Genomic DNA, 11842 nt, shown 5'->3' with positions numbered 1-11842 from the left:
GCAATATCAGTAAATAATCCTGATTTGCTCGGCTTTTGTATGATTTTATTGGGCCTGTTGTTTATCATCGGCTGATGGGCCGTAGAGGCCCGGCACCGGTATATCAAGAAGCCGCAGATATACCCCCAGCTGTGCACGGTGATGGATCATGTGGCTTATTCCGAAGGTGCGAAGCGCAAGCCCCCGCGGCTGACGCTGGATAATCATCTCTCCGCGTCGCAGTATCCACTCCTCACCCAGATACTCCTCATTGCATTCGGATAGTAGCTTGCTGATTTCACCAGTTCTCGTATCAAATTCCTCCAGAATCACTTTGCGGCTCTCCAGTGCTGCTCGACTTGGCGGCGCCTCAGCTAAATCGAACTCCGGATAACGAAGGATTGCCTCCTGCCAGATGAACAAGTTGATGATATGTGTAGCTAACTCACCGAGGCTCAGCGATCTCTCATGCGGCTCCCACGTCAAGTGCTCCTCAGGAATGCTCTCCAATATGCGACGCGTACCGGCAAACTCCTGCATAACGTCCCCGACCATCAGCTCTTTACCCATATATCCCGCTCCTCTCTCGCACCAAAAAAATGACTAATAAATCAGTGCAATTACAATTTTTATTATGTGAATAACTTCGTTAGATGCCTCCTTCATTCCTTCACCTGCTCGGCTTGTGTAATCCCGAATTGACAGAAAAATAGTAAAGTGCTAGATTGAAGTTAATATTTTTTGAACGGAGGGTGAATCATTTGAGCAATTGTTTATTTATTAAAAAAGCAAATAACTTAATAAATAAACAAGAAGCTGATTTCACCTACAATCATATTTAACAAATCTATATATGGTGTTTTATTCCCCATATAGTATGTTTTATTTCTATTTTTGAAATAGATTTCGAACGAGATGCTTCTGTTTATGAACAGAAGCATCTTTTTTTGTTGAAAAAAATTTGGGGTGATGTATATGAACAAATAATAATAAAACCTCTAAAACAATTTGAAACGGAATGAGGTAGCAAAATGATTGAAATCAAAAACATAACAATCCACACAACAAAAGACAGTCGGACACTAATACAAGACTTTAATTTAAGTATTCAAAGTGGAGATAAATTAGCATTCATCGGTGAAGAAGGAAATGGAAAAAGTACATTATTAAAATTAATTTACGATGAGCAATTAATCGCAGATTACTGCACCTACGAAGGAAAAATTATTAGAAATGATTATTCATTGGGATTCCTTTCACAGGAACTAACAGATGAAGAAAAGCAAATGACCATTACCGACTATTTTATAGAGAATAATTGGAATAAGGATCTATTAAAAGCGATGAATGACTTTGGTATCGAATCATTGGTTTCAGAACAAAAGATAGGCGTTCTTTCAGGTGGTGAACGGTTTAAATACCGCTTTTTACAGCTGTTAGCCTTAGACCCCGATGTCCTTCTGTTAGATGAACCAACGAATGATTTGGATATTCAAACGATGGAATGGTTAGAAGCATTTATTCAGCAGACGGCTAAACCGATCTTATTGGTATCGCATGATGAAACATTTATTAGTCATACAGCAAACGGCATTATTCATATGGAACAAACACAACGCAAACAAGTACCAAGGTATACGATTTCGAGAGAGCCATATGAAACATATCTCTCCAATCGAGCGAACCATTTGAATAAACAAGAACAGGTAGCGAAAAAACAAGCTTCTGATCATAAAAAACAAATGAATAAATGGAATGACGTATGGCAAAAGGCAGAACATCAACATCAGAACGTGTCTCAGTCAGATCCAAGATTGCAAAAGAAAGTAAAGTCATTAAAAAATCAAAAGAAACGCATTGAAAAGGCAACTGAAGCATTCCAAGATGTGCCGAGTGTGGAAGAAGCAAGCGAATTTCGATTCGACTCAACGATTCATGTGCATAACAGTAAAAACATACTCGACTTTTCACTGGAAACACTACAAATAGCAGACAAAAAATTATCGCAAAACATCCATTTATCCATTACCGGACCAGAAAAAATAGCGATCATTGGAGAAAATGGTGTTGGGAAAACGACGTTGTTAAAAAAAGTGAAAGATGCGTTAATCCAACATTCTTCATTAAAGATAGGCTACATGCCACAAAACTATGAAGACTTATTAGATTTATCAAAAACGCCGATTGAATTTTTAGAAACAACAGGGGAAAAGGAAGCGATCACGAAAGCTTTCACGCATTTAGGTAGTATGAAATTTACATCTGATGAAATGCATCATTCAATGGAAAACCTAAGCGGAGGGCAAAAAGCGAAATTGCTTATATTAAAAATGATATTAGATCAGTGTGAGGTACTTATTTTAGATGAACCAACAAGGAATTTCAGTCCATTAACGACGCCCGTTCTATGTAGTGCATTAACGGCTTTTGAGGGTGTTATTATTAGTATTTCACATGATCGCCGGTATTTAAATGAAGTAGCTACGACTATTTATGAACTAACTTCTGAAGGTTTAACAAAAATAAAATAGGATCATATTCCATCTCCCCAAAAGTATTATCTATTAAAATTCATCCTAAAAAAACATCCGTTCGCTAATAATCAAATAAGCAAACGGATGTTTTTGTGTAATTTTCAAACAACTTTATTATTCAGCGATAAACCATTTGTTAGCTTGGATAATATATCGTCATACTTAATCGGGTTAATATTTCACCAGAATTATAATATGTGTGAGGTCTATCAGCTCTAAATCTGATTGAATCACCACTTTTTAATTTATATTCACATTGATTGACACGAATAGTTAATTCTCCATCAAAAACAGTGATGAACTCCTCCGTTCCCTCTCTATGGGAATCAGAACTTAATAGCCCTTCTTTTTCAATTTCAACAGAGTACACCTCAAAGCGTCTATCCTCTTGGAATGGAAAGTTGGGGTATACTCTATACCTTCCATTGTCTTCAGACAATACTTGAATTTCATTTCTTAGAACAACTTTAGTATCCGGCTGCGGATTATTTATTAGAGAAGTAAAGGAAATCTTTAATCCATTAGCTATTTTCCAAATTGTTGTGAGACTTGGACTTGACTCTCCTCTTTCAATTTGCCCGATCATCGTTTTGCTTACTCCACTTAGTTGAGAGACCTTTTCCAAACTTAATTTTTCCTTCTCTCTGAAAGCTTTTAAATTTCTTGCAAGAATAAGATGAATTTCCTCCATAAACTCACTCCCATAATATGTACAATATAACGACCATTATGTATAATAAAAAGCACGACGTTATATTGTCTATTTCGGACATTATAACATACACGGTAAAAAGGAGATCCGAAAATGCCCCTATTTTCATTTTTGTTATTTGTTTTTATTACCAGTTTTACCCCAGGTCCCAACAATATCATGGCCATGGCGTTTGCGAATAAACATGGATTAAAAAAAACCATTATATTTAGTTTAGGCGTAGGTGTCGGATTTTCTGTTATCACATTATTGTGTAGTTTTTTTAATATCATGCTTACAAGTGTTATGCCAATAATAGAATTTCCTTTGACCCTTTTTGGTGTAGGCTATATGTTATATTTGGCTTATAAAATACTTACCAGTAAAGATATTGGCGGCGGACATGATGAAAATAGTAGAAACTTTTTCTTAATAGGAATCTTGTTACAATTTGTTAATCCGAAAGGTATTCTCTTTGGGATTACAGTAGTAGCAACCTACATTCTCCCCTATTACAATTCATATTCCAGCTACCTTCTCTTCTCATTATTTTTAGGAATGGTTGGTGTAATGAGTACATTTAGTTGGAGTCTATTTGGTTCGATTTTTCAAAAGTTCTTATTAAAATACAAACAACCGTTTAATATTATTATGGCAGTTTTATTGGTATATAGCGCTTTTTCAATTCTATTCCAATGAAAAACCCCCTTCACATGTATCTGATAAGTCAGATCCTGCAAAGGAGGTATTATCGACTTCTACGTGAAATCCTATGTACCATAGTTGAATGTGACCTCAATTTGATCATGGTTCTATGAATTTCAAATCATTGATGATACTTGTTCCGTCTCAGCTTCCCACTTGGCTACTTCCTCCCGAACTCGGGGTGCTACCTCTGTTCCTAACAGCTCAATAGCTCTCATCACTTGGTCATGCGGCATCGTACTTAACGGTACATACAGCATAAAGCGTGTAACACCTACATTTTTGCGAAGGTGAATGATCTTCTGGGCAACCGTCTCGGGATCGCCGACATACAGTGCACCTTCAAAGCTGCGCGCGGCATCATAGCTAGAACGATCATAATGTGTCCAGCCCCGCTCCTTGCCCAATCTATTCATACCTGCCATGGTAGAAGGAAAAAATGTATCGGCAGCTCGTTCCGTATTCTCTCCAACAAATCCTATCGAGTGCGATCCAACCTTAAGCCGCGATTCATCATGACCAGCGTGCGCTGCCGCTTTCTTATACAGCTGCACGAGCGGTTCAAACTGCAGCGGATTTCCACCAATGATCGCCAGCATCAGTGGTAGTCCTAGCAGACCAGCACGGACAGCAGACTCCTGTCTACCTCCGCTGCCAACCCATATCGGTAAAGGATTCTGAACGGGCCGTGGATATACGCCCAAATGGTTAATCGCTGGCCGATGTCCGCCTTTCCAGGTTACTTTTTCGGACTCCCGTATTTTAAGGAGCAATTCCAAATGTTCTTCAAACAGCTCATCATAGTCATTCAAGTCATATCCAAACAAGGGAAAAGACTCAATAAAAGACCCTCGGCCCGCCATAATCTCCGCGCGTCCATTTGAAATGCCGTCGAGCGTAGCAAAATCCTGAAACACGCGCACCGGATCAAGGGATGAAAGCACCGTCACAGCGCTGGTCAGCCGTATCCGTTTCGTCTGCGCTGCAGCCGCAGCCAGTACAATAGCTGGTGAAGATGCCGCATAATCCTCCCGATGATGCTCACCTACGCCAAACACATCAAGTCCCACCTGATCGGCAAGCACAATTTCCTCTACCACTTCACGCAATCGCTGTGCGTGGCTTATTACTTCACCAGTCTGAACATCCGGCTTTGTTTCTACAAACGACGTAATACCTATCTCCACGGTCAATCTCTCCTTTTTTCAAAATTCCCCTCTTTAAATCAGCTTTGAAAGCAACAACTTTCGATGTTATATATCTTCACTTTAATGCGGAGGCCGTAGCGCGCCTGGTCATTGCCCAAAATAGAAGAGCTAAAACACTAACAGAAGCCCCGAGCAAAGATACTCCGTCCCAGCCATAATGTGCATATATATGGGTCGAAGCAATTGAACCGCTAGCACTGCCGATGGAATAGAAAATCATGTATCCGGCAGTAAGCCGACTACGTGCCTCCGTACGCAATGGAAGGATCATAGTTTGATTCGTGACATGTACGGCCTGCACCGCCAAGTCAAGAAGAACAATACCAATGACCAATGCGAACAGCGACTGTTCTGTATAGCTGATGAACAACCATGAAATCAACAATAGGATCAAAGCAATGCCCGTCGTTCTCTGTCCGTAACCTCGATCAGCTAGCTTCCCCGCTCGTGCTGCAGCTAACGCTCCTGCTACTCCTGCAAGACCAAATGCTCCAATTGCACTGTGAGAAAGAGATAATGGCGGCGCGCTAAGGGGCAGTACGAGTGAAGTCCACAAAATACTGAAATCAGCAAAAATCAACAGGGCCAGAACAGAACGGATACGTAACATCCGTTCTTGTATAAACAGCATAAGCACCGATCTAAGTAACTGAGGATAGGACAGTGACTTTACCTCGCGCTGAGCATTGGGCAACACCCTAAAAAACATATAAACCATAAAAAGCATCAGCGCAGCAGAGACTAGATATACGGAACGCCAACCCGCAAGATCCGTTAATATTCCTGCAATGGACCGCGCAAGAAGTATGCCGATGACAATCCCGCTTGTTACAATGCCAACGACACGTCCTCGTTCGGCAGGGGCAGCCATCGTTGCTGCGAACGCCACAAGAGTCTGAGTCACAACCGCAAGCAATCCCACCAAAGCCATGCCTGCGAATAGTACCGTGCCGGTAGAGGCAGTTCCAACTATAACCAAAGCTATTATGGATAATAACATCTGGCCGATAATCAAGCGGCGCTGGTTCAGCAAATCTCCAAGCGGTACCAGCAGCAGTAATCCCAATCCATAAAAGATCTGAGTGATGGTAATAACAATGCCAATGATGGAATGGCCAATACCAAACTCACTCGACAGCTGATCGAGCAGCGGCTGTGCGAAATAGATATTAGCAACTGACATCCCGCAGGCTGCCGCAAATAATAGTGTTACATAGCGAGACATGGAAGCACGATGATCTGAATCAGACCTATTCAGCTGCGCCTGTGGCGAATCCGCCTTTATATTGGTATTGACTGCTACTTTTTCTATAACCTCCTCCATTTTGCGCACACCTTACCTCCATTCATTTTAGATGCTGAGCATTATACTGTACCGATCGGTATGTTATAATTCCCAGTAAATATATCTCACGGTTACTCTTACTGTCAACAATAATATTTGATTTTTCTTTATTTCAATTGATTATACGTCTTCTCTCTTCAGGATAAACTAACCTACATTTGACAAAGTAAATGGCCAAATATAAAATCATAATATACTGTTCGGTACGTAAATAGAGACAGTTGACAGTTACCTAAAATCGGAATCATTGAGTAATGAAAAAAATCAAGAATAACGAGAGGTATTCATAATGGCAAGAACCCGTGAATTTGACGAAGAAAAAGTATTAGATGCAGCTATGCAACTATTTTGGGAGAAAGGATATGAGGCTACTTCATTAAGTGATTTAACTTCCAGAATGGGCATTCAACGTCCAAGTATATATTCTGCCTTTGGAGACAAAAAAGAATTGTTCGAAGCCGCGCTCCGCAAATACACGATGTCCCGTGCTTCCGATATGCGAACTAGACTTCAAAACCATTCATCGGTAAAAGAAGCATTTTCCACTTTTTTTGAAGGTGTAGTTGATGAGGAATATTCAGAAGATCGTAGTCGGGGCTGCTTTTGCATTAATACAATGGTCGAACTTGCGCCTCATGATGAGAAATTTGAAATTTTGACCAGGGAACATCAAATGTACCTATCTGTTGTATTTCAAGAAACCATTGAACGTGGTATACAATCAGGTGAGCTCGAGGCCAATACAGACGCCAAGGCTTTATCACAGGCGTTAATCGTAGCATTAATTGGACTGACCGTAATGATGAAGTCTCGTCCACAGCGATCATTTGTTGATAATGCGATAAAAGCGACACTTACATTACTTAAGTAATTCGGAATAGTTTCATATCGGCGGAAGCTCCTTCAGCAGCGGATTATTTCGGTAGTCCTCTAACAAAGGAGCTTTTCCACTTCTTTTATTTGCGCATGGGATGAGTTTATATAGTCGTCAGAACACCTTCCAACTAGAGGAATTAGCGAGTCAGGGTTATGTTGTAGTAGCTCTTAACTTTACAGGGGATGCGGCAACAACGGTTTTTCCAGATGGAGACCGTGTTGATTTTACACCGATTGAAAATACGATTACATTCTTGAACAATCGTATCAAGCTTTGGGAGCAGGATGCTTCTTTTGTCTTAGATGAAGTCATTAGAGGAGATTTTGATAAGAATTTCAAACCCATTGCGGAGTTAATTGATTATGACAACATTGGTATGCTAGGTCACTCTTTTGGTGGTGCAACTTCTGCACAAATGTTAGTGAAGGATGATCGAATTAAAGCAGCAATTGATATGGATGGCGGATTGTATGGAGATCCTATGCCGAAAAATGGTCCCGGAAAGCCATTCATGCTGATGAATGCTGAAGCATCAATTAACTTTATGAAGGAAGCATATGGTCAGGAACCAGGTAATCGTGATGAACTGTTTGTAGAATCCTATTTAAGAAATAAAACAATTGAAAAGTCTGGTGTTTACACAACAATCATTCCAAAAACGAATCATGGTAGCTTTACAGATTTAGCAGCCGTTTCACCGATAATTAATGAATCAGGGGCAGATGTTAATGCGATTTATAAACTGATTAATGAAATGGCGCTTGGCTTCTTTGATAAACATTTAAAAGGGACAAATGAAAATAAATTAGAAGAAATTCAGAAGAATCATCCTGAAATTAACTTAAGCAAGTACTAAAAGAAGGTTGTTGATGAGCACAAACACTCGTCAGCAACCTTTTTGTTAGAAATTTTCCAAAATACGATACTTAGATTTATTGCACTTTGTACATTAAATAAATTTGATTTGCAATATAATCTGAACTAAAATGAAGCCCCTTCCTTATCCACCACATGATGATGCCAACCAATGAGGCTGTTTTAATATCAACCGCAACATAATCATCAGGTAAATCTTTCTTGGTATTCTTTCTTCTTGTTTCTACTAATTGTTTTAACAATAAAAACAATTGCTCCTCAAATTGATTCATTTTAAATAAAATAAGTAAATAATTCCGATGGATATATAAATAATCAAGAAATTGTGTTAGCTTTTGTTTTTCTGATAAATCTTTTGCATGTATTAAATCAATAACTTTATCAGAGATCTCATTTAAAATCTCATTGGTGATTTGCGTTAGTAAATCGTGAATATCCTGATAATGTAAGTAAAATGTTGTCCGATTTAATTCTGCTTTAGCTGCGACTTTCTGAACCGTTAAATTTGAAATATTGGGGTCCTCACATAAGAGAGAAAAGACTGCATTTTTAAACATTTCTCTTGAACGAATTGTACGAGGATCTTCTTTTTTAGATGTAGACATTTTTAACCCCTTTATAGATTTTCTTTGACTTTCTCGACATCACATATTTTCAATGTCTAGTAGTGAACATTTCCAAAAAAACTGTACATGGTCAAGGAATTTATATTTTGTTACTATTGATTTTATCGACACAATGTCGAGGATTCAAGTCTAAAATGAAGGGGTTTATGAATGCAGAAGGAAATAACGGAAAGAAATAAAAAAATCTTATTAATTGTCCTGATTGCTGGCTGTTTTTTATCAACATTAAATCAGACGCTATTAAATGTAGCAATGAGTAGTTTAATGGAGGTCTTTGATGTTACGGCTGCAACTGTACAATGGCTATCAACAGGCTTTATGCTCGTAAACGGTGTTCTAGTGCCGATTACTGCGTTTTTAATGAAACGTTTTTCAACAAGGCAGCTGTTTATTACCTCGATGTTCTTTTTGTTTATCGGTACTGTTCTATGTGCTTGTGCCATGAATTTTGGCATTCTGTTAACAGGAAGAATGATTCAAGCAATTGGTGCAGGAATTATTATGCCACTAATGATGACGGTTATTTTATATTTATACCCTATTGAAAAGCGTGGAAGTATTATGGGAACCATCGGCTTTGCCATGATTTTTGCGCCAGCCATCGCTCCAACATTATCTGGCTTTATCATTGAATATGTATCATGGAGATGGCTATTTATTGGATTAGCTCCATTTGTATTAATCGTCATGATTTTTGCACTTAAATATTTAATAAATGTTGCAGATACAACAAAAGCAAAATTAGATATCGTAAGTGTCATTTTATCAACAATTGGCTTTGGTTGTATTTTATTTGGGTTTAGTAGTGCTGGAAGCAAGGGATGGGATCATCCAGTTGTTATTACAACAATTATCATCGGAATAATCGTCACAACTCTATTCTGTTTGCGTCAAATAAAATCTAACGATCCATTATTAAATTTATCCGTATTTAAGTATAAAATCTTTACTCTTACATCAATCCTTAACGTACTCATTACAATGATTATGTATGCCGATTTAATTCTTTTACCCATTTACTTGCAAAATGGACGAGGTTTTACCGCATTTGAATCAGGTTTACTTCTATTACCTGGAGCTGTAATCAATGCCTTCTTATCACCTATCACAGGTAAAATGTATGATAAATACGGGGCGAAACCACTCTTTATTACAGGTTTAGTATTTATCATTATTTCGATGTGGGGTGTAATTGATTTGACCGAATCCACAACTTATATGTATTTGATGGTTCGTACCATTATTTTACGAATTGGATTTAGTTTCATTTCGATGCCTTTAAATACAGCAGGGTTGAATACTTTACCAAGAGAATTGGGTTCACATGGTTCAGCAGTAAATAATACTATTCGCCAATTAGCAGGTGCTATTGGAACAGCAGTTATCATCACAGTGTATACAATTCAAGCAACTTCACATGCTTCTGAGTTATCTATGGAAAATGGAAACATTTCAGCTATGCAACTAGCGAAATTGGCTTCTATCTTCAGCTCAAGTTATGCCTATGTATTTATGTTAATCTTATCTTTTGTGGCATTAATTTTTACATGTCTAATGCCTAAAAAAGTAGCAATCCAAAAATACGAAAGTGAATCACATAACTAAAATAATTAACATTATTATTTATTGTATTTTAAATAAAAGCATATCTGAGATTTCTCAGATATGCTTTGTTATTTTTCATAAATCACTTATGTTCAGCTTACCAGAGGAACCGTTGCGCTTAACTTCTGGCAGAAGTTAAACGGAACGCATGCTGGTTAATTCACCCTCTAGAAAAGATGCTTGAAAAGATATCTGTTACTGCTTTTGCGAGTATAGCAATAACGCAAATCACCGTGCACATATTAAAAAATGGGAAGCTATATGGAGTGATCCATTCCGTAAAAAGCTTCGATTGTAAAAGCCTACCTGCTATGTTACCCGAATCGTTTATGTTCGGTTCCAATGATGTGCCATCAATGGCGATAAAGATTAATTGCACAATGAGAAAAACACCAAGGGTAATACCCCAACTTCTTATTCGATTAGGACGACCTTTTTTTAGTATGTCTGTCATTTGACTAGTCTCCTTTCACTTGATGATTATTAAATTCCATCTACCTTTTTCCTTATCTTTTTCCTTAGTTTAAAACTAATGCGATTAGTATACTCCTCATTTTTAGCTAGAAGTTTATATCCATCCAGTATGGTTGAAGTGCGACTTAAAATGAAAACACCGACTGCAATCAAAGCGATACAAATCGGATAATATTGTATGAAAAAGCCTGAAGTAATACCTCTTCTTTCGAATAGAATGGGTAATAAACCTGCAATAAATAAACAAGTCCCAACTAACATGAGAGCAGCATATTTCTTCTTCATTTTTTCATATCTCACTTTCAGCTCTTTAAGGTATTTTTCGTCAAACAGCAAAGGTTCCTGCTTCAGTATTTTATATTGATCTTCTTCTAAATAATTGGCTGATACAGTTATTCCAACTCCTACTGTAGCAATAATAATAGTTGGAAGTGCATACATTGAAGGATCCTGGTTAAAAAAGAAATAAGGTATAAAAGATAAAGCAACAACAAAAAGTCCTAAAGCAATATATTTACTGACTTTACATTTGTTCAACAAATACCCTTCAGCCATTTCTTTGCTTACATAATACCCTTCATCATTTTCCTGGCTTGGCTTAGCGGTATCTCTCAGCAAATAGTCGATAGACACCTCAAAAATACTTCCAATCATCAAAAGCTTTTCTGTTTCGGGATACCCCTGGCCATTTTCCCATTTACTTATTGCCTGTCTTGTCGTGTTTAATTTCTCAGCCAAAGCTTCTTGAGAAAAGCCTTTTTCTTTTCTTAGCTTAAAAAGTTTCTCGCCAAAAGTCATTAACTTCAATCCCTTTCGTTTTGTTAGCTATATTGTATGAAAACATTGCCTTTCTTTCTATCTCGCGGCAGATGCACTTTGTCAACTTATGGTTGCATTGTTGTTACTACTCCATAATATGGCA

11 protein-coding genes and 1 pseudogene are annotated in these 11842 nt (G+C 38.0%); 5 read left to right on the top strand and 7 right to left on the bottom strand.

The window, feature by feature from the left end; genetic code table 11:
* Positions 1 to 45: 45 nt before the first annotated feature.
* Positions 46 to 549, bottom strand: a complete 504-nt coding sequence (locus tag AC2TF5_RS03315; protein ID WP_491300851.1) for a DinB family protein — start codon at positions 547 to 549, stop codon at positions 46 to 48.
* 461 nt (positions 550 to 1010) lie between these two features.
* On the opposite strand from AC2TF5_RS03315, the gene AC2TF5_RS03310 reads away from it, so the two are divergent.
* The gene (locus tag AC2TF5_RS03310; protein ID WP_491300850.1) at positions 1011 to 2510 is read left to right on the top strand and encodes an ATP-binding cassette domain-containing protein; all 1500 of its coding nucleotides are present in this window, start codon (positions 1011 to 1013) and stop codon (positions 2508 to 2510) included.
* 139 nt (positions 2511 to 2649) lie between these two features.
* On the opposite strand, the gene AC2TF5_RS03305 is transcribed toward AC2TF5_RS03310, so the two are convergent.
* Positions 2650 to 3204 carry a helix-turn-helix domain-containing protein gene (locus AC2TF5_RS03305; protein WP_491300849.1) on the bottom strand — a complete coding sequence of 185 codons (555 nt, stop codon included), beginning with the start codon at positions 3202 to 3204 and terminating at the stop codon, positions 2650 to 2652.
* A gap of 114 nt (positions 3205 to 3318) precedes the next feature.
* Between AC2TF5_RS03305 and AC2TF5_RS03300 the strand changes: the two genes are divergently transcribed.
* Entirely contained in the window at positions 3319 to 3903 is a 585-nt protein-coding gene (locus tag AC2TF5_RS03300; protein ID WP_491300848.1) for a LysE family transporter, read from the top strand.
* Positions 3904 to 4025: 122 nt separating this feature from the next.
* Here AC2TF5_RS03300 and AC2TF5_RS03295 read toward each other — a convergent pair whose 3' ends face one another.
* A complete protein-coding gene (locus AC2TF5_RS03295; RefSeq protein WP_491300847.1) occupies positions 4026 to 5096 on the bottom strand; it encodes an LLM class flavin-dependent oxidoreductase in 1071 nt (356 codons plus the stop codon).
* Positions 5097 to 5172: 76 nt separating this feature from the next.
* A complete protein-coding gene (locus tag AC2TF5_RS03290) occupies positions 5173 to 6441 on the bottom strand; it encodes an MFS transporter (protein ID WP_491302794.1) in 1269 nt (422 codons plus the stop codon).
* Positions 6442 to 6751: 310 nt separating this feature from the next.
* On the opposite strand from AC2TF5_RS03290, the gene AC2TF5_RS03285 reads away from it, so the two are divergent.
* Both AC2TF5_RS03285 and AC2TF5_RS03280 read left to right on the top strand, forming a co-directional pair.
* Positions 6752 to 7333, top strand: a complete 582-nt coding sequence (locus tag AC2TF5_RS03285; protein ID WP_491300846.1) for a TetR/AcrR family transcriptional regulator — start codon at positions 6752 to 6754, stop codon at positions 7331 to 7333.
* Between the two features lie 64 nt (positions 7334 to 7397).
* Positions 7398 to 8195 (top strand): annotated as a pseudogene (locus AC2TF5_RS03280) (alpha/beta hydrolase family protein); the annotation flags it as partial.
* A gap of 76 nt (positions 8196 to 8271) precedes the next feature.
* Here AC2TF5_RS03280 and AC2TF5_RS03275 read toward each other — a convergent pair.
* Entirely contained in the window at positions 8272 to 8820 is a 549-nt protein-coding gene (locus tag AC2TF5_RS03275; RefSeq protein ID WP_491300845.1) for a TetR/AcrR family transcriptional regulator, read from the bottom strand.
* Positions 8821 to 8991: 171 nt separating this feature from the next.
* Between AC2TF5_RS03275 and AC2TF5_RS03270 the strand changes: the two genes are divergently transcribed.
* Positions 8992 to 10446, top strand: a complete 1455-nt coding sequence (locus AC2TF5_RS03270; RefSeq protein WP_491300844.1) for a DHA2 family efflux MFS transporter permease subunit — start codon at positions 8992 to 8994, stop codon at positions 10444 to 10446.
* A gap of 160 nt (positions 10447 to 10606) precedes the next feature.
* Here AC2TF5_RS03270 and AC2TF5_RS03265 read toward each other — a convergent pair whose 3' ends face one another.
* Both AC2TF5_RS03265 and AC2TF5_RS03260 read right to left on the bottom strand, forming a co-directional pair.
* Complete coding sequence (locus AC2TF5_RS03265; RefSeq protein WP_491300843.1) at positions 10607 to 10900, bottom strand: YfzA family protein; 294 nt, start codon at positions 10898 to 10900, stop codon at positions 10607 to 10609.
* Between the two features lie 29 nt (positions 10901 to 10929).
* Positions 10930 to 11718, bottom strand: a complete 789-nt coding sequence (locus tag AC2TF5_RS03260) for a helix-turn-helix domain-containing protein (protein WP_491300842.1) — start codon at positions 11716 to 11718, stop codon at positions 10930 to 10932.
* Positions 11719 to 11842 lie beyond the last annotated feature (124 nt).

Source organism: Paenibacillus sp. JNUCC 34 (assembly GCF_058269055.1).
The sequence above is the reverse complement of the archived record's forward strand: the minus strand, read 5'-3'. Positions and strand labels throughout refer to the sequence as shown.

Bases quoted from the DNA above. Each gene is read 5' to 3' on its own strand.
- AC2TF5_RS03290 (WP_491302794.1), bottom strand. From the start codon at position 6,441: ATGGAGGAGGTTATAGAAAAAGTAGCAGTCAATACCAATATAAAGGCG.
- AC2TF5_RS03310 (WP_491300850.1), top strand. From the start codon at position 1,011: ATGATTGAAATCAAAAACATAACAATCCACACAACAAAAGACAGTCGG.
- AC2TF5_RS03260 (WP_491300842.1), bottom strand. From the start codon at position 11,718: ATGACTTTTGGCGAGAAACTTTTTAAGCTAAGAAAAGAAAAAGGCTTT.
- AC2TF5_RS03305 (WP_491300849.1), bottom strand. From the start codon at position 3,204: ATGGAGGAAATTCATCTTATTCTTGCAAGAAATTTAAAAGCTTTCAGA.
- AC2TF5_RS03275 (WP_491300845.1), bottom strand. From the start codon at position 8,820: ATGTCTACATCTAAAAAAGAAGATCCTCGTACAATTCGTTCAAGAGAA.
- AC2TF5_RS03265 (WP_491300843.1), bottom strand. From the start codon at position 10,900: ATGACAGACATACTAAAAAAAGGTCGTCCTAATCGAATAAGAAGTTGG.
- AC2TF5_RS03300 (WP_491300848.1), top strand. From the start codon at position 3,319: ATGCCCCTATTTTCATTTTTGTTATTTGTTTTTATTACCAGTTTTACC.
- AC2TF5_RS03315 (WP_491300851.1), bottom strand. From the start codon at position 549: ATGGGTAAAGAGCTGATGGTCGGGGACGTTATGCAGGAGTTTGCCGGT.
- AC2TF5_RS03270 (WP_491300844.1), top strand. From the start codon at position 8,992: ATGCAGAAGGAAATAACGGAAAGAAATAAAAAAATCTTATTAATTGTC.
- AC2TF5_RS03285 (WP_491300846.1), top strand. From the start codon at position 6,752: ATGGCAAGAACCCGTGAATTTGACGAAGAAAAAGTATTAGATGCAGCT.